Genomic DNA, 20,215 nt, shown 5'->3' with positions numbered 1-20,215 from the left:
TTCGGGCATGGCTCTCTCGTACTGCTCATCGTTACCGGGGTACGGCTGCGGGCCCTGTGGTGTCGAGGGTGACACCACAGGGCCGCCGGGCTGCGGTCAGGCCTTGACGCCGACGAGCTCGTAGCCCGCCTCGTCCACCGCGGCGCGGACCGCTTCCTCGTCCAGCGGGGCCGCGGAGACCACGGTCACCAGACCCGTGGCGGCCGAGGCCTCGACGGAACCGACGCCCGCGATCTCCGAGATCTCGGACCCGACGGCACCTTCGCAGTGGCCACAGGTCATCCCCTTCACCTCGTACACCGTGGTGACGGCGCCCTGCGGCGTCTCCGCGGCACCGTCGCCGTGGCAGGAACCGGTGGGGGAGCAGCAGGAGCCGGTCGTCTCGGACGCGGCCTGCGGGAGCTCGGTCTGGGCGCTCATGTCGTTCTCCTCGGATGGCGTGGGTACGTGTGCGACGTAACGTGCGAAAGGGGACCCCACAGTCCCGGGGACCTCCTGACACATCGAAGACTATACCCCTAGGGGGTATTTCTCAACGAGACGGGGGCGCCCCGCGGCGGGGCCCCTCAGGCCCCGCGCCCTCTGTTGCGGGGGCGGGCGGCGACCCAGGCGCGGACCGTGTCCGCGTACCAGTAGGGCTTGCCGCGCTCCACGTGGTCGGGGTCGGGCAGCAGCCCGTGCTTGCGGTAGGAGCGCACGGTGTCGGGCTGCACCTTGATGTGTGCGGCGATCTCCTTGTACGACCAGAGCCTGCGGTCCGTCATGGTGGCACCTCCCTGCGCGCGCCCAGGGGCGGCCGGGCGTGGCCGACGGGGGGCCGGGCGCGGCGCGCGGCGATCACTCAGCCTGTGCCCGGTGAGCCGTGGCGAATTACTCCGCGTGGGTCTCTGTTGACGTTCTGTGACGCAGGTTTCGCGTGGGTGAGACATGTGTGACAGGAGGGTGTTCTTTGTGACAGACCGGGCCCCCTGTGCCCCCTGTGTCCAGGCCCCGGTGTCCAGGCCCCGGTGTCTAGGCCCCGCAGGAGCGGAGGAAGGCGCGGGTGCGGCGGGCGATCGGCAGGGGCTTGTCCGGGGGGCACGGGTACATGTCCTGCTCCACGATCGCGAAGAGCTCGACGCCGAGCTTCTGGGCCGCGGCGAGCACGGGTTCCAGGGCGGGCACCCCGACGGGCGGCTCACACATCACCCCGCGCCCCACGGCGGGCCCGAACGGCACCTCCTCGGCGCGCACGCCGGCCAGGATCTCCGGGTCGACCTGCTTGAGGTGCAGATAGCCGATGCGCTCGCCGTAGGTCTCGATGAGCTCGACGCTGTCGCCGCCGCAGTACGCGTAGTGCCCGGTGTCCAGGCAGAGCGAGACGAGGTCCGGGTCGGTGGCGTCGAGGAAACGCGTGACGTTCTCCTCGGTGTCGATGTGCGTGTCCGCGTGCGGGTGGACCACGACGCGCAGGCCGTAGCGCTCGCGGACCTCGCGGGCCAGGCGCTCGGTCTGCGTGGTCAGTTCGCGCCATTGTCCGGGTGTCAGGACGCGGTCCTCCAGGACCACGCCGGTCTTGTCGTCGCGCCAGAAGGAAGGGATGACGACGAGGTGTTCGGCGCCCATCGCCTGGGCGAGCGCGGCGTTGTCCGCGACGTGCGCCCACGTCTTCTCCCAGACCGCGGGTCCGTGGTGCAGGCCGGTGAAGACCGTGCCCGCCGACACCTTGAGGCCGCGGCGGCCCGTCTCCTCGGCCAGCTCGGCGGGGTCGGTGGGCAGATAGCCGTACGGGCCGAGCTCGATCCACTCGTACCCGGAGTCGGCGACCTCGTCGAGGAAGCGGCGCCAGGGGACCTGTTGCGGGTCCTCGGGAAACCACACGCCCCACGAGTCGGGCGCCGAACCGATCCGGATGCGAGACAGCGTCGTCATGTCGGCCAGCCTCCAGGCGTCGTCGGAAGAGTGTCAAGGAGTGGTCCGAATGTAAGGACAAAATGTTGACAGGGCTCCCGGGCCGGGATTAGACCTGGGGGCACACGACCGACCGGCCCGGCGAAGGGACGCACAGGGTGAGTGATCCGTACGACGTCATCACCATGGGCCGGATCGGGGTCGACCTCTATCCACTTCAGGCGGGGGTGCCTCTCGACGAGGTCACCACGTTCGGGAAGTTCCTCGGCGGCTCGGCGAGCAACGTCGCGGTGGCGGCGGCGCGCCTGGGCCGCCGCGTCGCCGTCGTGACGCGCACCGGGCAGGACCCCTTCGGGACCTATCTGCACCGGGCGCTGCGGGAGTTCGGCGTCGACGACCGCTGGGTGAGCGCGGTTCCGGGGCTGCCGACGCCCGTGACGTTCTGCGAGGTCTTCCCGCCGGACGACTTCCCCTTGTACTTCTACCGGCTGCCCAAGGCCCCCGACCTCGAAATCTCCGAGGGGGAGCTCGACCTCGGGGCGATCGCCGCCGCGCGGATCTTCTGGATGACGGGTACGGGGCTGTGCGCGGAGCCCAGCAGGGCGGCCACGCTGGTGGCGCTCGGCGCGCGGTCCGCCGGGATCACGGTCTTCGACCTCGACTGGCGGCCCATGTTCTGGAGCGAGCCCGCCGAAGCCCGGCCGCACTACGCCGCCGCCCTCGCGCACGCCACGGTCGCCGTCGGCAACCTCGACGAGGTGGAGATCGCCACGGGGTGCCGGGAACCGGGCGCGGCGGCGCGGGCGCTGCTCGACGCCGGGGTCGAGCTCGCCGTGGTCAAGCAGGGGCCCAAGGGGGTGCTCGCGATGAACCGGGCGGGTGACGTCGCCGAGGTGCCGCCGCTTCCCGTGACGGTGCTGAACGGGCTCGGCGCCGGGGACGCGTTCGGCGGGGCGCTGTGCCATGGGCTGTTGAGCGGGTGGGGGCTGGAGCGGGCCATGCGGTACGCCAATGCCGCGGGCGCGATTGTGGCGTCCCGCCTTGAGTGCTCTTCGGCCATGCCTTTTGCTGGCGAGGTCGCCTCTGTTGTTGCTGCCGGGGCTGTGCTGTGACCGGCGCCTTCCGTGGCCGTGCTCGGGGCTCCGCCCCGGACCCCGCTCCTCAAACGCCGGAGGGGCTGAATCTGGGCGCCGCTGCCCCTGTGCCGGAGGGGCTGAATATCGCTGCCGCTGCCTTGGGAGGGGTTCAGGCCGTTGATGTCGGGGCGCTTGCTCGGGTTCGGGCGCGGGAGCCCGGGGTCATTGCCGAGGCCGCCGCTCGGCGGGTTCGGCGGCCGTTGGTCGGGGGGAGCGGGCGGCTGATGATCGTCGCCGCCGATCACCCCGCTCGGGGGTCCCTCGCCGTCGGGGGTGATCCGCTCGCCATGGCCAGTCGCGGCGATCTGCTCGCGCGGCTCTGCGTGGCCCTGGCCCGCCCCGGGGTCGACGGGGTGCTCGCCACCGCCGACATCCTGGACGACCTGCTGCTGCTCGGCGTGCTCGACGGCAAGGTCGTCATGGGGTCGATGAACCGCGGTGGGCTCGCGGGGGCCGCCTTCGAGATGGACGACCGGTTCACCGGGTACCGGCCGGAGGACCTGACGCGGCTCCGCTTCGACGCGGGCAAGCTGCTGCTCCGCGTCGACTACGACGACCCGGGGTCGCTGCGCACCCTGCACTCCGCCGCGCGCACGGTCGACGCGATGGCGGAACGGGAGCTGCCGGTCTTCGTCGAGCCGTTCCTCAGCCGGCGCGAGGGGCGCGGCCCCGTCCGCAACGACCTGAGCGCCGAGGCCGTGTCGCGGGCCATCGCCATCGCCTCGGGGCTCGGGGGCTCCTCCGCGTACACCTGGCTGAAGGTCCCCGTCACCGAGAACCCCGACGACATGGCCAGGGTCATGGAGACCTCGACCCTGCCGACGGTGCTGCTCGGCGGCGACGTGGGCAACGACGCCGGGGGCGCGGACGCCGCCTTCGAGAAGTGGCGCGGCGCGCTGCGGCTGCCCACCGTGCAGGGACTGGTCGTCGGCAGGGCGCTGCTCTACCCGCCCGACGGCGACGTGGCGGGGGCGGTCGACACCGCCGTAGGACTGTTGTAGCGGGCGAGAGAGGATCTGGAGGCCCCATATGACGTACGTGCCGAAAGGGAGTGCGAGCGACGGTCCGTACGCCCTCGACATCGACCCGAAGAGGGCAGGGTGGGCCTACTCCGCGCTGCGTGTCGTCGAGATTCCGCCCGGCGGCACGCACGCTTTCACCACCGGTGAGAGTGAATGGATCGTGTTGCCGCTGACCGGCGGCTGTACGGTGCACGCGGAAGACGGGATCATCGAACTCCTGGGCCGGGAGAGCGTGTTCAGCGGAGTCTCCGACTTCGCCTACGTGCCCCGCGACGCCCAGGTCCAGATCGCCTCCGGCGCGGGAGGCCGCTTCGCCCTGGCAGGAGCGAAGTGCGAGCGTCGACTCCCCGCCCGCTACGGCTCCGCGCCGGAGGTACCCATCGAGAGCCGGGGCTCCGGCACCTGCGCCCGGGAGGTCCGGGGCTTCGCGGCTGCGGACTCCTTCGCGTGCGACCGGCTCATCGCCGTGGAAGTGATCACGCCCGGCGGCAACTGGTCCTCGTACCCGCCGCACAAGCACGACGAGCACCGTCCGGGCGTCGAGGCCGAGCTCGAAGAGATCTACTACTTCGAGATCGAGGCCCACGCAGGGCGTGACGGATTCGGATATCAGCGGGTTTTTCCCTCCCGTGACGGTGGTACCGACGTCCTTGCCGAGGTCCGCACCGGCGACGCCGTACTGGTGCCGGACGGCTGGCACGGTCCGTCCGTGGCCCAGCCGGGGCACGCGATGTACTACCTGAACGTGATGGCCGGACCCGGCGACGAGAGGGAGTGGAGGATCTGCTTCCACCCCGACCACACGGAGGGATATCGATGACGAGGACTCCGGCGAACGCCGCGGGCAGCGTCCGGCTGACCACCGCGCAGGCACTCGTACGCTTCCTGACCAGGCAGTTCACCGAGCGGGACGGTGCCAGGCAGCGGCTCATCGGCGCGACCTGGGGCATCTTCGGGCACGGCAACGTGGCGGGGGTTGGCCAGGCTCTCGTGGAGTACGCCGAGGAGATGCCGTTCCACCAGGGCCGCAACGAGCAGGCCATGGTGCACGCCGCCGTCGGCTATGCCCGCCAGTCCGGCCGGCTCGCCACCCACGCGGTCACCACGTCCATCGGGCCCGGCGCCACCAACCTCGTCACCGGCGCCGCGCTCGCCACCGTCAACCGCCTGCCGGTGCTGCTGCTGCCCGGCGACACCTTCGCCGCCCGGCCCGCCGACCCGGTGCTCCAGCAGCTCGAAGTGCCGTACGCGGGCGACGTGTCCGTCAACGACTGCCTGCGGCCCGTGTCCCGGTACTTCGACCGCGTCACCCGGCCCGAGGCCTTGATCCCGGCCGCCCTCGCCGCGATGCGCGTGCTCACCGACCCCGCCGAGACCGGCGCCGTCACGCTCGCCCTGCCGCAGGACGTGCAGGCGGAGGCGTACGACTGGCCCGAGGAGTTCTTCGCCGAGCGGGTGTGGACCGTACGCAGGCAGGCCCCCGACCCGCGGGAACTCGCCGAAGCCGTGGACCTGGTGCGCGCGGCGCGGCGGCCCCTGATCGTCGCGGGCGGCGGCGTCCACCACAGCGCCGCCGAGGACGCCCTGCGCGGCCTCGCCGACGCCACCGGCATCCCCGTCGCCTCCACCCAGGCGGGCAAGGGCTCCCTGCGCTTCGACCACCCGGCGGACGTCGGCGGCATCGGGCACACCGGCACGGCCCCCGCGAACGAACTGGCCCGCGCCGCCGACCTGGTGATCGGCGTCGGCACCCGCTACAGCGACTTCACCACGGCCTCCGGCACCCTCTTCGAAGCGCCCGGGGTGCGCTTCCTGAACCTGAACGTCACCCCCTTCGACGGGCACAAGATGGCGGGCGCCACCCTGATCGCCGACGCCCGCGCCGGGCTCGAAGCGCTCACCGAGGCGCTGGAGGGGTACCGCGTCGAGCCCACCTTCTCCCTCGACTACCGCGGTGACAAGGCCCGCTGGGAGCAGCGCGTCGACGCCGCCTACCTCGCGGACGAGCCGGACGTGCGCCCCAGCCAGACCCAGGTCCTCGGGGTGCTCGACGAGGTGGTGACCGACGAGGACATCGTCATCAACGCCGCCGGGTCGCTCCCCGGTGACCTGCACAAACTGTGGCGGACCCGGTCGGCACGGCAGTACCACGTCGAGTACGGATACTCCTGCATGGGCTACGAGATCCCTGCGTCGATCGGCGTGGCGCTCGCGGCACCGGGGCGGCCGGTGTGGGCGCTGGTCGGCGACGGCACGTACCTGATGAACCCGACGGAGATCGTCACGGCCGTCCAGGAGAACATCCCGGTCAAGGTCGTCATCCTCCAGAACCACGGCTATGCCTCGATCAGCGGGCTCTCGGCCTCGGTGGGCGGCGAGCGGTTCGGCACGGCCTACCGCTTCCGGGCGGACGACGGCACGTACACCGAAGGGCCGCTGCCGGTCGACCTGGCGGCCAACGCGGCCTCGCTGGGCATGCGCGTGCTGCGCGCGAAAACCGTCCGTGAGCTGCGCGAGGCCCTGCGGGAGGCGCGCGGCGCAGACCGTCCCACATGTGTCTATGTGGAGACGGAAACGGCAGACATTGTGTCGGGCCCGCCTCCCGCGCAGGCGTGGTGGGATGTGCCCGTGGCCGAGACGGCGACCCGGGAGTCCGCGGTCAAGGCCAGGGAAGAGTACGACCGGCACGTCGCTGCCCGACGCCGCCACCTGTGAGAGTAGGGATGTTTGTCATGACGAAGACCGTCAATCACTGGATCGGTGGAAAGCCCTTCGAGAGGGCCGCGGGCGCGTCAGGATCGTACGGCCCGGTCACCGACCCGGCGACCGGCGTCGTCACGACGCAGGTCGCGTTCGCGTCGGTCGACGAGGTGGACGCCGCCGTGGCCGCGGCCCGCGAGGCCTTCGCGACCTGGGGCACGTCCTCGCTCGCCAAGCGCACCGCGATCCTCTTCGCGTTCCGCGCGCTCCTTGACGCCAACCGCGACGCGATCGCCGAGCTGATCGTCGCCGAACACGGCAAGGTGCACGCGGACGCGCTCGGCGAGGTCGCGCGCGGCCTGGAGATCGTAGACCTGGCCTGCGGCATCACCGTGCAGCTCAAGGGCGAGCTGTCGACGGAGGTGGCGAGCCGCGTGGACGTGGCGTCCATCCGCCAGCCGCTGGGCGTCGTCGCGGGCATCACGCCGTTCAACTTCCCGGCCATGGTGCCGATGTGGATGTTCCCGCTGGCCATCGCGTGCGGCAACACCTTCGTGCTCAAGCCGAGCGAGAAGGACCCGTCCGCTTCGATGAAGATCGCGGAGCTGCTGAGCGAGGCCGGGCTGCCCGACGGTGTCTTCAACGTCGTGCACGGCGACAAGGTGGCCGTGGACCGCCTCCTGGAGCACCCGGACGTGGCGGCCGTCTCCTTCGTGGGCTCCACTCCCATCGCCCGCCACATCCACGCCACCGCCTCCGCCAACGGCAAGCGCGTGCAGGCGCTCGGCGGCGCCAAGAACCACATGCTGGTCCTGCCCGACGCGGACCTGGACGCGGCGGCCGACGCCGCCGTCTCGGCGGCCTACGGCTCCGCGGGCGAGCGCTGCATGGCCATCTCGGCCGTCGTCGCGGTCGGTTCGGTCGCCGACGAGCTGGTGGGCAAGATCAAGGAGCGCGCCGAGAAGATCAAGATCGGGCCCGGCAACGACTCCACCTCCGAGATGGGCCCGCTGATCACCGCGGCCCACCGCGACAAGGTCGCCTCGTACGTCACGGGCGCCGCCGCCGAGGGCTGCGAGGTCGTCCTCGACGGCACCGGGTACACGGTCGAGGGACACGAGGACGGCCACTGGATCGGCCTCTCCCTGCTCGACCGCGTCCCGACGACCGCCAAGGCCTACCAGGACGAGATCTTCGGCCCGGTCCTGTGCGTGCTGCGCGTCGACACGTACGAGGAGGGCGTCGCCCTCATGAACGCCTCGCCGTTCGGCAACGGCACCGCGATCTTCACCCGCGACGGCGGCGCGGCCCGCCGCTTCCAGCTGGAGATCGAGGCGGGCATGGTCGGCGTGAACGTGCCGATCCCGGTGCCGGTGGGCTACCACTCCTTCGGCGGCTGGAAGGACTCCCTCTTCGGGGACCACCACATCTACGGCAACGACGGCACGCACTTCTACACGCGCGGCAAGGTCATCACCACCCGCTGGCCCGACCCGTCGGACGCGCCGGCCGGGGTCGACCTGGGCTTCCCGCGCAACCACTGAGTCACCGGCGCGTGACAGCGCGTGGAGAGAGGTCGTCCGGTATCCGGACGACCTCTTTTCTTTTTTAACGCCGTCTTTGCGGTTCCCGTGCACACGGTGCAATCCGGGCAGCGAAGGTGCTCGCATGGATATGCCTGTGAAGACAAGGTCAACAGTGAGAGCCGACTACTCATTGCCACCCATGGGCGCAAACTCTTGGGAAAGCCAGGCGACTTGGGTCGGCAGAGCGCTGCGGATTCCGTAGGTAAATGACCGTTGACGTTCCGGTTATCGCCGGGGTTCGATGACGCGCCGGGAGCCACTGACAGACGCTCGACTGCCTTCGGAGGCGATAGGGCTCCCGCCGCAGCACCCGCCGCACGAGTCGATCGGAACCGCGCCGTATGAGCGATACGCTTCGCCCGCCCACGCCCGCCACCACGGCCGACGCCCCTCCGGCCGGCAACCTTCCGGTCGACACCCCTGCGGTCGACACCCCTTCGGCGCCGGTGGCCGTGCCGGGTGACCCGCAGAAGCTCAAGCGCTCCATCGGCGTCGTGGGAGGCACCCTCCTGACGCTGTCCTGCGTGACGCCCGCCTCCACGCTCTTCGTGGTCGTCCCCGACCTCTTCTCCTCGCTCGGCACCGCGACCGCGCTCACCATCGCGATCGGCTCCCTGCTCTGCGTGGGCGTGGCGTTCTGCTACTCCGAGCTCGGCACGCTCATCCCCAGCGCGGGCGGCGAGTACGCGATGGTCTCCACGATGGCGGGACGCCTGGCCGGCTGGCTGGTCTTCGTCCTGTCCCTCCTGGTCGTGATGATCGTGGCGCCCGTGATCGCCATGGGCACGGCCGACTACCTGGCACCGGTCCTCGACCTCGACCCGTCCTACGCGGGCGCCGGCGTCATGATCCTCGCCACCCTCGCGGGCCTGCTCGACCTGCGCGCCAACGCCTGGATCACCGGCGTCTTCCTCGTCCTCGAAGTGATCGCCGCGGGCGTCGTGGCCGTCCTCGGCTTCGCGCACGCCGAGCGGGGCGCGGGCAGCCTGGTGGACCTGTCGGTGGCGGGCTCCGGGCCCGGCGGCGTCGACACCGTCACGGCCATGCTGATCGTCTCCGGCCTCGCGATCGCCCTCTTCATCACGCAGGGCTTCTCCACGGCCGTCTACCTCTCCGAGGAGCTGGAGAACCCGCGCCGCAACGTCGCGCGCACCGTCCTCGCCACCCTCGCCATCTCCTCCGTCATCATCCTGGTGCCGGTCGTCGCGATCACCATGGGCGCCCAGAGCCTGACGGCCCTCACCGAGGGCGACATCAGCGCCATGGTGACGGCCTGGTCCAACTCGGCCGTCGGTACGTTCGTCAGCCTCTGCGTGGCCCTCGCGATCATCAACGCGGGCATCGTCATGGTCATCCAGAACTCCCGCGTCCTGTTCGCCTCCGCCCGCGACAAGGCATGGCCCTCGCCGGTGAACAAGGCCCTGTCGAAGCTCGGCGCCTCCGGCGCGCCGTGGGTGGCCACGCTGCTCGTGGGCGTCCCCGGAGCGCTCCTGTGCTTCGTCAACCTCGACACGCTGTACGGGGTGACCGGAGTCTCCGTGACCGGCATGTACCTGCTGGTGGCGGTGGCCGCGCTGCTGGCCAGGCGGGGCGGCCACGGCCACCGGGCGGCCTGGCGGATGCCGCTGTGGCCCGCGGTGCCGGTGGTGCTGATCGTGGTCCTCGCCTACGTGCTGAGCCAACAGGAGCTCGGGTACCTCGTGTGGACCGGCGGGATCGTGGCGGCGGCGACGCTGTACTTCGCCCTGTACCTGCGGCCGCGGCGGGAGACGCGCTGGCTGGTGAGCGTGCCGGAGGACGACGGGCAGGGGTGACCTCCCAGGCTCTCAGCGCCGGGCCGAGACGCGCCGCTCCACCTCCGCCCAGTCCTCCGGGTCGACCTCGGCGGAGCCGCCCGGGGACAGCAGGTCACGGTCCTTGAACCCGCTGGACGTGGACACGCACACCACGGGCCCCTCGACGGCGGGGCCGAGCCGCCGGTACCCCGCGAGCCCGGCGGCGGCGGACAGCTCGGCCCACAGCCCGGCCCCGGCGAGCTCCGAACGCGCCGCGGCCATCTCCGCGTCGGAGACCAGCAGGGCCCGCCCCCCGCTCTCCCGGACCGCCACGACCCCGCGGTACCCGCCGACCGGCGAGCTGATCGCGTAGGCGGCGGTCTCCCCGACGGGGACCCGGGTGGCGGGCACCCCGTCCCGCAGCGCGGCGGCGAGCGGACCCCCGGCCGCGGGCTCACAGGAGTACAGCCGCGGCACCCGGTCGGCGTGCCCCAGGGCGACCAGCTCCGCGAACCCCTTCCAGACGCCGAAGAGCAGCTCCCCGTACCCCGTGGGCAGGAACACGGCACCGGGCACGCCGAGCTCCGTGAAGATCTCGTAGGCGAGCGTCTTGTACCCCTCGGGCCCGAAGGCGTGCCCGGTGTGCGTGGGCGTCATGTTGCTGACGGGGTGGTAGCCGAACCGCTCCACGATCCTCCGCAGCAGCGGCCACCGCGCCTCCACGGGCACGGAAAGCACCACGGCCCCGTACGCCCGCAGGAACGCCTCGACCGCGGGCGGTGTCCCCGTCGTGCCGATCACCACGCAGCGCAGCCCGGCCCGCGCCGCGTACGCCGCCGCCGAGGCCCCGTGATTGCCCGACGAGGCGACGACGACGCCCTCCGCGCCCGCGCCGACGGCGGCGCCGACCGTGACGCGGTTGATGCGGTCCTTGTGGCTCCAGGTCGGATTGCGGGACTCGTCCTTGATCCAGAGGCCGTCGCCGAGGGGGACGAGGGGCGTGCCGCCCTCCCCGAGCCCCGGCGCGAGCAGCGGCGGCAGGAGCGGGGCCCACCGGTCGTGGCCGCGCGGCTGCCCGGAGGCGGTGGCGAAGAGGCCGGCCGGGACCTTGTCGTAGGCGTAGTCGACCTCTACGGGGTACGAGACGCTCTCCGTGCTGGTCACCGGGCAGCCGGCGGTGAGCGGCGGCCACAGCGGGAAACGGACGGAGGGGTCGCCGAGCGAGCGCTGGCCGGTGGCGAGGGATTCCCGGGATGTCATGGGTGCGGACGGGGACGTCATGGGTGCAGACTCTATTCACCCCTGACGGGCCCTGGCCTCGCGTACCACGACGGCGGTATGCCGGGCGCGGAGCGTACTCCCGCGGGAGGGCGCACAGTTCAGTCCGCCGGTTGCCCCGGCTGTCAGTCCTCACCCGTACGGTTGACGTCATGGATCTACGACTGCCCAGGCCCAGGACGGGGACGGGGACGGGGCCCGAGAGCGGCCCCGGACGCACAAGGGTCGGCCCGCGCCGGCTGATCGCCGCCGCGGCCGCCGTCGTGCTGCTCGCGGGCGCGGGCACCTGGACGGCCGTCGCCTCGGACGAGGGGCCCGCGGTGCACCGGGCCGACGGCACGCTCGACACCGGCGGCGCGAAAATCGACACCTCGTACTTCACGGCGGGCGACCCCGAGGACAAGCGCCCGGCGGTCCTCATCGGCCACGGCTTCGGCGGCAGCAAGAACGACGTGCGGGAGCAGGCGGAGAGCCTGGCCGAGGACGGGTACGCGGTCCTGACCTGGTCGGCGCGCGGCTTCGGGAAGTCCACCGGCAAGATCGGCCTCAATGACCCCAAGGGCGAGGTCGCCGACGTCTCGAAGATGATCGACTGGCTGGCGAAGCGCCCCGAGGTGCGGCTCGACAAGGACGGCGACCCGCGCGTGGGCGTCACCGGCTCCTCGTACGGAGGAGCGGTGTCGCTGCTCGCGGCCGGACATGACCGCCGGGTCGACGCGATCGCCCCCCAGATCACGTACTGGAACCTCGCGGACGCCCTCTTCCCCCAAGGCGTCTTCAAGAAGCTCTGGGCGGGCACGTTCATCAACGCCGGAGGCGGCTGCGACCGGTTCGAGAAGCGGCTGTGCGCCATGTACGACCGGGTCGCGGTCGCCGGGAAGCCGGACGACGCGGCGCGGAAGCTGCTCGCCGAGCGCAGCCCGGCCGCCGTCGGCGACCGCATCGAGGTGCCGACGCTGCTCGTCCAGGGACAGACCGACTCCCTCTTCCCGCTGGGCCAGGGCGACGCCATCGCCAACGCGGTCCGCGCCAACCACGCGCCCGTGAAGGTGGACTGGATCGCGGGCGGCCACGACGGGGGCGACCGCGAGAGCGACCGGGTGGAGCAGCGCGTCACCACGTGGTTCGACCGCTACCTGAAGGACGACAAGGGCGCGGACACCGGCCCCGCGTTCCGGGTCACCCGCACCGGAGGCATGGACTCCACCGACGGGGCCGCGCGGCTGCGCGGCGCGAGCTCCGACCGCTACCCGGGCCTGGAGAGCAACCCGCGCGCCGTGCCGCTCGGCGGACGCGAGCAGGCCTTCGACAACCCGGCGGGCGCCAGCCCGCCCGCCATCTCCGGCCTGCCCGGCATCGGCGCGGGCAACCTCTCCCAGATGTCCTCGCTCGGCGTCGGCGTCTCCCTCGACGTCCCCGGGCAGTACGCGAAGTTCGACTCCCGGCCGCTGAAGGAAGACCTGCGGATCACCGGGGCGCCGACCGCGCGCGTGCACGTGAAGTCCTCCGGCGAGGACGCCGTGCTCTTCGCGAAGGTCTACGACGTCGGACCCGGCGGCAAGCAGCGCGTCCTGCCCTCCCAACTGGTCGCGCCGATACGGGTCGAGGGCGCCAAGGCCGGCAAGGACGTCGAGCTGCGGCTGCCCGCCGTCGACCACGAGGTGCGAAAGGGCCACCGCCTGCGCCTCGTCGTCGCCTCGACCGACCTCGGCTATGCCTCGCCCGCCGAGCCCGCCAAGTACACCGTCTCCCTCAAGGGCGACCTGACGGTGCCGACGGCGTCCGGCGTGCGGACCGCCGCCGCGCCGATGCCCGCCTGGGTGTGGTGGCTGCCGGCCGCCGGAGCCGTGATCGCCCTCGCGCTGCTCGTCACCGGGCGGCGCCGCACGACGGCGCCCGCACCCGACCCGGCGCTCGCCGAAGTCCCCCTCCAGATCACGGACCTGAGCAAGCGGTACGCGAAGTCCAGCGACCGGTATGCCGTACGGGACGTCTCCTTCCGCGTGGAGAAGGGCCAGGTCCTCGGCCTGCTCGGACCGAACGGCGCGGGCAAGACGACGACCCTGCGCATGCTCATGGGCCTGATCCGGCCCGACGCGGGCGAGATCCACGTCTTCGGGCAGGCCATCAGGCCGGGCGCGCCGGTCCTCTCCCGGGTCGGCGCGTTCGTCGAGGGCGCCGGTTTCCTGCCGCACCTCTCCGGCCGGGAGAACCTGGAGCTGTACTGGAAGGCCACCGGGCGCCCCGCCGAGGACGCCCACCTGGAAGAGGCGCTCGAAATCGCCGGGCTCGGCACCGCGCTGGCCCGCGCCGTACGGACGTACTCCCAGGGCATGCGGCAGCGCCTGGCCATCGCCCAGGCCATGCTCGGCATGCCCGACCTGCTGATCCTCGACGAGCCGACCAACGGCCTCGACCCACCGCAGATCCGCGAGATGCGCGAGGTCATGATCCGGTACGCGCGCGGCGGGCGCACCGTCATCGTCTCCAGCCACCTCCTCGCCGAGGTCGAGCAGTCCTGCACGCACCTCGTCGTCATGGACCGCGGCCGCCTCGTCCAGGCCGGTCCCGTCGCCGAGATCATCGGCTCCGGGGACACACTCCTGGTCGGCCTCGCGCAGGACGTCTCCGACCCGCTCGTCGAGAAGGTGGCCGCACTGCCCGGCGTGGCCTCGGCGGTCCGCGCCGACGACGGTCTGCTGGTCCGGCTCGACGGCACCGGGGCCGGGACCGCCGCACGGCTCCTGCCCGAACTGGTGCGCCTCGATGTGCCGGTGGAGTCCGTGGGCCCGCACCGCCGCCTGGAAGACGCGTTCCTGACCCTGATCGGAGGAGGCGCCGCATGACCGCCACCGCAACCCCGGAGCGCGCCACGGCCCCCGGCTACCGCGCGGGCCGCACCCTGCCCCTGCGCGTCGAGGCCGTCCGCCAGCTCAAGCGGCGCCGCACCCTCGTCATGGGCGCCCTCATGGCGCTCCTGCCCGTGGTGCTCGTCATCGCCTTCGCCGTCGGCGGCTCACCCGAGTCCGGCAGCGGCCGGGTGACGCTGATGGACACGGCCACGGCGTCGGCCGCCAACTTCACGGCGACCGCGCTGTTCGTGTCGGCGGGCTTCCTCCTCGTCATCCCCGTGGCCCTGTTCTGCGGGGACACCGTCGCCTCCGAGGCGAGCTGGTCGTCCCTGCGCTATCTCCTCGCGGCGCCCGTGCCGCGGTCCCGGCTGCTCTGGTCCAAGCTCACCGTCGCGCTCGGCCTGAGCGCCGCGGCGATGGTGCTGCTGCCGCTGGTCGCGCTGGCGATCGGCACGGTGGCGTACGGCTGGGGCCCGCTGGAGATACCCACCGGCGGCGCGCTGCCCGCGGGCACGGCGGTGCAGCGCCTGCTGGTCGTCGTCGCGTTCATCTTCGTCTCCCAACTGGTCACCGCGGGCCTCGCGTTCTGGCTGTCGACGCGGACCGACGCCCCGCTGGGCGCGGTCGGCGGCGCGGTCGGCCTGACCATCGTCGGCAATGTCCTGGACGCCGTCACGGCACTCGGCCACTGGCGGGACTTCCTCCCGGCCCACTGGCAGTTCGCCTGGGCCGACGCCATCCAGCCGACCCCCGAATGGGGCGGCATGATCCAGGGCTCGGCGATCTCGGTGACGTACGCGCTGGTGCTGTTCGCGCTGGCGTTCCGGGGGTTCGCGCGAAAGGACGTGGTGTCGTAGCGGCCGGAAGAGCGACGGAGCCGGGCCGGCCCCGTAGCCGCATCGAGACCCATCCGCAACGTCCCCGTTCGATCGTTCGGGGGGGCTTCCGCGTCACAGTCGGGAAGACCGACGACGCGAGGGGGAGAGATGCGGACCCGGAAGATACGGCAGGGGCTGCTCGCCGCGGCAGTGGCGGGCGGGCTCCTGCTGACCGGCTGCAACAGCGGCGGCTCCGGCGGGCTCGACCGCACGGCCGACGGCAAGGGCAGGCAGCGTGCCGACGGCACGGCACCGCTCCCCGCCCCGGCCCCCGACTCGCCCGACGGCGGCAAGGGCGACGGCGGGAAGGGCGACGCCGCCACCCCCGGCGGCCCTGACGACCCCCCGGCCACCCCCGACCACCTGTCCACCTTCGCCCTCGACGTGGACACCGCCTCGTACGGCTACGCGCGCCGCACCCTGGCCGAGGGGCGGCTGCCCGACCCGGCGACGGTCCGCCCCGAGGAGTTCGTCAACAGCTTCCGCCAGGACTACCCCCGGCCGGACGGCGACGGCTTCTCGGTCAGCGTGGACGGCGCCCGTACCGGCGACGACGGCTGGTCACTGCTGCGCGTCGGCCTCGCCACCAGGAGTGATGACGACGGGGAGGCCGAACGGCCGCCCGCCGCCCTGACCTTCGTCATCGACGTCTCCGGGTCCATGGCCGAACCCGGCCGCCTCGACCTCGTCAAGGAGTCGCTCGGCATCATGACCGACCGGCTGCGCCCCGACGACTCCGTCGCCCTCGTCACCTTCAGCGACACCGCGCGGACGGTCCTGCCGATGACCCGCCTCGGCGACGCCGGGACCGGCCGCGGCCGCGTCCACACGGCGATCAGCGGCCTGGAGCCCCTGCGGTCCACCAACCTCGAAGCGGGCGTCACCACCGGCTACGACACCGCCGTACGCGGCAGGGAGCGCGGCGCGACCAACCGCGTCGTGCTGCTCTCCGACGCCCTCGCCAACACCGGCGACACCAGCGCAGACGGCATCCTCGACCGCATCTCCGACGCCCGCCGCGAGCACGGCATCACCCTCTTCGGCGTCGGCGTCGGCAGCGACTACGGCGACGCCCTCATGGAGCGGCTCGCCGACAAGGGCGACGGCCACACCACGTACGTGTCGGACGCGGAGGAGGCCCGCGAGGTCTTCTGCGAGCAGCTTCCGGCCCACGTCGAGCTGCGGGCGCGGGACGCGAAGGCGCAGGTCGCCTTCGACCGGGAGAACGTGGAGCAGTTCCGCCTCATCGGCTACGAGAACCGTGCCGTCGCCGACGAGGACTTCCGCGACGACTCCGTGGACGGCGGTGAGATCGGCCCCGGCCACACGGTGACCGCGCTGTACGCGGTGCGTGCGAAGCAGGGGGCCGAGGGGCCTCTCGCGACGGCACGCGTGCGCTGGCTCGACCCGGAGAGCCGGGCCCCGCGGGAAGCGTCCGGGCGGATCGGGGCGGCCGACCTGGAGGGGACGCTGTGGCAGGCCGACGGCGGCCTCCGGGTGGCCGCCGTCGCCGCGTACTTCGCGGACGCGCTGCGGGGCCGCGGCGGCGGTGGGTACGAGGCGCCCGAGGACGCCGCCCCGCTGCCGGGGGCGCCGTCCCTGCCCGAACTGGCGCGCCGCGCGGACGCGTTGCCCGGCCGGGGGAAGCAGGTGCGGGACCTCGCCACGGCCGTCGACCATGCCGTGCGGCTCACCGGCCGGGCGCCGAGCGCCGACTCGCCCCGGGGGGAGATCCCACCCGGGGCGGGCCTTGCCGGATGACCGCCTTCGCCGGTTCTACCGCCGCGGCGCCGTCGTGGCTGGTCGCGCAGTTCCCCGCGCCCCTCACGGGGCCCGGTCGCCCCTAACGGGTCCCGGCCCCCCGCAGCCGGTAGGCGTACGTGTACGTGCGGCCCGCGTGGAGCAGGTACTTCTCCTCCGGGGGCGCGCCCCATGAGTCGTTGCCGCCCACTCCCATCTGGCGGTGGTTGACGGCCAGGAAGGTCTCCGCGCGGCGCGTCACGTCGTGCGGGTGGCGCGGGCCCTCCAGGTCGGCCGGCGTGTGGTGCAGGGCGCTGAACTCCAGGAACGGCTCCCCTTCCGCGGGGTCGGCGCGGACGACGAGGCCGTCCCCGGAGCGGTCGGTGAGCGCGACGCGCCGTACGTCGGTCTTGTTGCCGGTCTCCTGCGGCCGCAGGTAGGGGGCGACCTGCTCGGCGACGGTAGAGCGGTAACGGCCGACCAGCGCACCGGACTTGCGGTCCTGGTAGTTCTCGTGCGGCCCGCGCCCGAGCCAGTCGAGGCGCTCGAACCCCGCGGGCAGCGTGAGCAGCGCCCCCACCACCGGCAGGTCGGGCAGCCCGTCGGCGGCCTCCAGGGTGTGCCTGACCCGCACCTCGCCGTCGCCGCGGACGGTGAACACCGTGCGCCAGGTGGACGCCTTCGGCGAGGTCGGCAGCGTGGCGTTCACCTCGATGGTGACCTCGCCGGGCGACGGCTGCGCGGCGTCGACCCCGGTGATCTCCGCCTTGGCGCCCGCCTCACGCCAGGTGGCGGCCTGCTCGGGGTACTTGCGGCCGATGTCGTTGTCGATGGGTGCGCGCCAGAGATGGGGCACGGGCCCGCCCGCGACGAGCAGCCGCCCTTCGACCTTGTACGAGGAGAGGGTCCCGGTGGCCTTGGACAGGACCAGTTCGAGGGCGCGGCCGGTGACCCGTACCTCCTTGTCGTCCTCGTGCAGGTCCAGGCGGGGCAGCGTGCCCGGCTCCGGATCGGCGGGGGCGGGCGAGTGCCAGGCCAGGGCGTATTGCCCCACGGCCACGGTGTGCCCGGCCGGGGCCCAGTCGGTCTTCTTCCGCAGCACGAAGGCGAGGTTCAGCCAGTACTCGGCGCCGGGCTCCGGGCGCGCGGGCTTCTCGTACGGCACGCGGACCGTGCCGGTGGCGCCGGGTGCCACGTCGGGCGCGGCCAGGGTTCCGTGCTGGATCTCCTCGCCGTCACGCGTGACGGTCCAGCGCAGCTCGTACGCGTCCAGAGCGGTGAAGAGGTGCTTGTTGGTGACGCGGACCGAGCCGGTGGTGAGGTCGTCCGCGGCGAAGGAGACCGGCTGGTAGACCTTCTTGATCTCCATGATGCCCGGGTGGAGCTCGCGGGTGGAGGCGACGAGACCGTTGCCGCTGAAGTTGCCGTCGGTGGGGTAGCCGGGCTTCCAGTCCCCGCCGTAGGACAGGTACGTGTGCTTGCGGTCGCCCGGTATGGGCAGCCGGATGTTCTGGTCGCACCAGTCCCAGACGAACGCGCCGTGCAGGTTCGGGTACTTCTCGAAGATCTCCCAGTACTCGGGGAGGTTGCCGCTGCTGTTGCCCATGGAGTGGCAGTACTCGCAGAGCATGTACGGCTTGGGGTTGCCGGACTTCCCGTACTTCTCGACGCCCGCGGGCTTGGTGTACATCTCGCTGTGGACGTCGGCGACGGAGTTCATGCCCTCGTAGTGCACGGGCCGCGAGTCGTCGCGGGCGCGCACCCAGTCGGCCATGGCCTTGAAGTTGCCGCCCTGACCGGCCTCGTTGCCGAGCGACCAGATGACGACGCTCGGGTGGTTCTTGTCCCGCTCGACCATGGACCGGATGCGGTCCACGCAGTTGTCCGTCCACTCGGGCAGCGAGCCGGGGAGCCGGTCGCGCACGCCGTGCGTCTCCAGGTTGGTCTCGTCGATGACGTACAGGCCGTACTCGTCGCAGAGCTCCAGCCAGCGCGGGTGGTTGGGGTAGTGCGAGGTGCGTACGGCGTTGATGTTGTGCCGCTTCATGAGCAGCACGTCCTCAAGCATCACGGACTCCGGGACGGCCTGCCCGTGGTCGGGGTGGGACTCGTGCCGGTTGGTGCCGCGGAACATCACGGGGCGGCCGTTGACCGTCAGCTTGCCGGGGCCGAAGTCCACCTGCCGGAAGCCGACGCGGGTCCGCTGCACGTCGACGGCCTTGCCGGAGCCGTCCCGCAGGGTGACGACGAGGGTGTAAAGGTGGGGCTGCTCGGCCGACCAGAGCGCCGGTTCGCTGATGTCGGCCGTGAGGCGGAGGGGTTCACCGGGCACGGCGTCGCCGCCCAGCCGCCCGCCCGGCACCACCCGCCCCTCGGCGTCGTGCAGCACGGCGTCGACCCGGTGGGCCCGCCGCTCCTTGCCCCTGTCCCCGCCCCGGTCCCGCACGGTGACGGCGACGGACAGCTCCGCGTCGCGGAACGCCCCGTCGAGGCCGGTCCGCACCTCCAGGTCCTGCACGTGCACCTCCGGTACGGAGTACACGTACACGTCACGGAAGATCCCGGACAGGTCGATCATGTCCTGGTCCTCGAGCCAGCTTCCGTCGGACCATCGGTAGACCTCGACCGCCAGGGAGTTGGTGCCGGGGCGCAGGTGCTCGGTGACGTCGAACTCGGCCGGGGTGTAGCTGTCCTCGCTGTAGCCGACCTTCTTGCCGTTGACCCAGACGAAGAACGCGGACTTCACGCCCTGGAAGGAGAGCAGCGTGCGGCGCCCGCGCCAGGCGCGCGGCACGATGAAGGTGCGGCGGTAGGAGCCGACGGGGTTGAAGTCCTTGGGCACGTCGGGGAAGTCGGGCTTCTCGTAGCCCTCCCACGGGTACTTGATGTTCAGGTAGATCGGGTGCGGGTAGCCCTCGATCTCCCAGTTCGACGGGACGGTGATCCGGTCCCAGTCGCTCACGTCGTAGCCGTCGGCCTCGAAGCCGACCGGCCGCTTCTCCGGGTTCTTGGCCCAGTGGAACGCCCACCGGCCGTTCAGCGAGCGGTAGTAGGGCGACTTCGTCGACTCGCCGCGCAGGGCGTCGGCGGTGGAGGCGTACGGGATGAGGCGGGCGCGGGCGGGTTCTCTGTTGACCTGGAACACGCGGGGGTTCGCGTTCCACTCGGGCTTCTCGGCCCCCGCGGCGGCTGCTGCTGCGGCGGTGGCCGCGCCGGTGGCTCTCCCGTGGGCGGCGAAGGCCTGCTTCTGCGAGGCGAAGGCGGCCCAGCCCGCCAGGGCGGTACCGGTGGCGAGGAGGGAACGGCGGCTCGGACGGTGAGCGCTCATGCGGCAACTCCGAACGTAAGACAACAAGAA

14 protein-coding genes are annotated in these 20,215 nt (G+C 72.4%); 9 read left to right on the top strand and 5 right to left on the bottom strand.

Annotated features, from left to right (window positions below; translation table 11 throughout):
* Positions 1-96 precede the first annotated feature (96 nt).
* From ACRAKF_RS14645 to ACRAKF_RS14635, 3 genes are all read right to left on the bottom strand, one after another.
* Entirely contained in the window at positions 97-420 is a 324-nt protein-coding gene (locus tag ACRAKF_RS14645) for a heavy-metal-associated domain-containing protein (protein ID WP_447037541.1), read from the bottom strand.
* Between the two features lie 146 nt (positions 421-566).
* Positions 567-764, bottom strand: coding sequence for a MerR family transcriptional regulator (locus ACRAKF_RS14640; RefSeq protein ID WP_447037539.1), 198 nt, complete (start codon positions 762-764; stop codon positions 567-569).
* Between the two features lie 247 nt (positions 765-1,011).
* Positions 1,012-1,911 (bottom strand): sugar phosphate isomerase/epimerase family protein, encoded by a 900-nt coding sequence (locus tag ACRAKF_RS14635; protein WP_447037538.1) that lies wholly within the window; start codon positions 1,909-1,911, stop codon positions 1,012-1,014.
* Between the two features lie 137 nt (positions 1,912-2,048).
* Between ACRAKF_RS14635 and iolC the strand changes: the two genes are divergently transcribed.
* From iolC to ACRAKF_RS14605, 6 genes are all read left to right on the top strand, one after another.
* Entirely contained in the window at positions 2,049-3,002 is a 954-nt protein-coding gene (gene iolC, locus ACRAKF_RS14630) for a 5-dehydro-2-deoxygluconokinase (protein ID WP_447037537.1), read from the top strand.
* Positions 3,003-3,124: 122 nt separating this feature from the next.
* A complete protein-coding gene (locus ACRAKF_RS14625; RefSeq protein WP_447037536.1) occupies positions 3,125-4,027 on the top strand; it encodes a Cgl0159 family (beta/alpha)8-fold protein in 903 nt (300 codons plus the stop codon).
* 28 nt (positions 4,028-4,055) lie between these two features.
* Positions 4,056-4,868, top strand: coding sequence for a 5-deoxy-glucuronate isomerase (gene iolB, locus ACRAKF_RS14620; protein ID WP_447037535.1), 813 nt, complete (start codon positions 4,056-4,058; stop codon positions 4,866-4,868).
* Complete coding sequence (gene iolD / locus ACRAKF_RS14615; RefSeq protein ID WP_447037534.1) at positions 4,865-6,763, top strand: 3D-(3,5/4)-trihydroxycyclohexane-1,2-dione acylhydrolase (decyclizing); 1,899 nt, start codon at positions 4,865-4,867, stop codon at positions 6,761-6,763. The genes iolB and iolD overlap by 4 nt, the downstream gene beginning before the upstream one ends.
* A gap of 17 nt (positions 6,764-6,780) precedes the next feature.
* A complete protein-coding gene (gene mmsA, locus ACRAKF_RS14610) occupies positions 6,781-8,292 on the top strand; it encodes a CoA-acylating methylmalonate-semialdehyde dehydrogenase (protein ID WP_447037533.1) in 1,512 nt (503 codons plus the stop codon).
* Positions 8,293-8,675: 383 nt separating this feature from the next.
* A complete protein-coding gene (locus ACRAKF_RS14605) occupies positions 8,676-10,148 on the top strand; it encodes an APC family permease (protein WP_447037531.1) in 1,473 nt (490 codons plus the stop codon).
* Between the two features lie 12 nt (positions 10,149-10,160).
* Here ACRAKF_RS14605 and ACRAKF_RS14600 read toward each other — a convergent pair whose 3' ends face one another.
* Positions 10,161-11,390, bottom strand: a complete 1,230-nt coding sequence (locus ACRAKF_RS14600) for a threonine synthase (RefSeq protein ID WP_447037530.1) — start codon at positions 11,388-11,390, stop codon at positions 10,161-10,163.
* 149 nt (positions 11,391-11,539) lie between these two features.
* Between ACRAKF_RS14600 and ACRAKF_RS14595 the strand changes: the two genes are divergently transcribed.
* From ACRAKF_RS14595 to ACRAKF_RS14585, 3 genes are all read left to right on the top strand, one after another.
* The gene (locus tag ACRAKF_RS14595) at positions 11,540-14,233 is read left to right on the top strand and encodes an alpha/beta fold hydrolase (protein WP_447037528.1); all 2,694 of its coding nucleotides are present in this window, start codon (positions 11,540-11,542) and stop codon (positions 14,231-14,233) included.
* Positions 14,230-15,096, top strand: a complete 867-nt coding sequence (locus ACRAKF_RS14590; protein ID WP_447037527.1) for an ABC transporter permease — start codon at positions 14,230-14,232, stop codon at positions 15,094-15,096. The genes ACRAKF_RS14595 and ACRAKF_RS14590 overlap by 4 nt, the downstream gene beginning before the upstream one ends.
* 129 nt (positions 15,097-15,225) lie before the next feature.
* On the top strand, positions 15,226-16,878 hold the full coding sequence (locus tag ACRAKF_RS14585; protein WP_447037526.1) for a YfbK domain-containing protein: 1,653 nt from the start codon (positions 15,226-15,228) through the stop codon (positions 16,876-16,878).
* An 82-nt stretch (positions 16,879-16,960) separates the two neighbouring features.
* On the opposite strand, the gene ACRAKF_RS14580 is transcribed toward ACRAKF_RS14585, so the two are convergent.
* A complete protein-coding gene (locus ACRAKF_RS14580; RefSeq protein ID WP_447037525.1) occupies positions 16,961-20,185 on the bottom strand; it encodes a glycoside hydrolase family 2 TIM barrel-domain containing protein in 3,225 nt (1,074 codons plus the stop codon).
* Between the last annotated feature and the right edge of the window lie 30 nt (positions 20,186-20,215).

Source organism: Streptomyces sp. DSM 118878 (genome assembly GCF_052936595.1).
The sequence above is the reverse complement of the archived record's forward strand: the minus strand, read 5'-3'. Positions and strand labels throughout refer to the sequence as shown.

What these genes read in the sequence shown, in the direction of transcription:
- ACRAKF_RS14645 (WP_447037541.1), bottom strand. Translation starts at nt 420, where the DNA reads ATGAGCGCCCAGACCGAGCTCCCGCAGGCCGCGTCCGAGACGACCGGC.
- ACRAKF_RS14640 (WP_447037539.1), bottom strand. Translation starts at nt 764, where the DNA reads ATGACGGACCGCAGGCTCTGGTCGTACAAGGAGATCGCCGCACACATC.
- ACRAKF_RS14635 (WP_447037538.1), bottom strand. Translation starts at nt 1,911, where the DNA reads ATGACGACGCTGTCTCGCATCCGGATCGGTTCGGCGCCCGACTCGTGG.
- iolB (WP_447037535.1), top strand. Translation starts at nt 4,056, where the DNA reads ATGACGTACGTGCCGAAAGGGAGTGCGAGCGACGGTCCGTACGCCCTC.
- iolD (WP_447037534.1), top strand. Translation starts at nt 4,865, where the DNA reads ATGACGAGGACTCCGGCGAACGCCGCGGGCAGCGTCCGGCTGACCACC.
- mmsA (WP_447037533.1), top strand. Translation starts at nt 6,781, where the DNA reads ATGACGAAGACCGTCAATCACTGGATCGGTGGAAAGCCCTTCGAGAGG.
- ACRAKF_RS14605 (WP_447037531.1), top strand. Translation starts at nt 8,676, where the DNA reads ATGAGCGATACGCTTCGCCCGCCCACGCCCGCCACCACGGCCGACGCC.
- ACRAKF_RS14600 (WP_447037530.1), bottom strand. Translation starts at nt 11,390, where the DNA reads ATGACGTCCCCGTCCGCACCCATGACATCCCGGGAATCCCTCGCCACC.
- ACRAKF_RS14595 (WP_447037528.1), top strand. Translation starts at nt 11,540, where the DNA reads ATGGATCTACGACTGCCCAGGCCCAGGACGGGGACGGGGACGGGGCCC.
- ACRAKF_RS14590 (WP_447037527.1), top strand. Translation starts at nt 14,230, where the DNA reads ATGACCGCCACCGCAACCCCGGAGCGCGCCACGGCCCCCGGCTACCGC.
- ACRAKF_RS14585 (WP_447037526.1), top strand. Translation starts at nt 15,226, where the DNA reads ATGCGGACCCGGAAGATACGGCAGGGGCTGCTCGCCGCGGCAGTGGCG.
- ACRAKF_RS14580 (WP_447037525.1), bottom strand. Translation starts at nt 20,185, where the DNA reads ATGAGCGCTCACCGTCCGAGCCGCCGTTCCCTCCTCGCCACCGGTACC.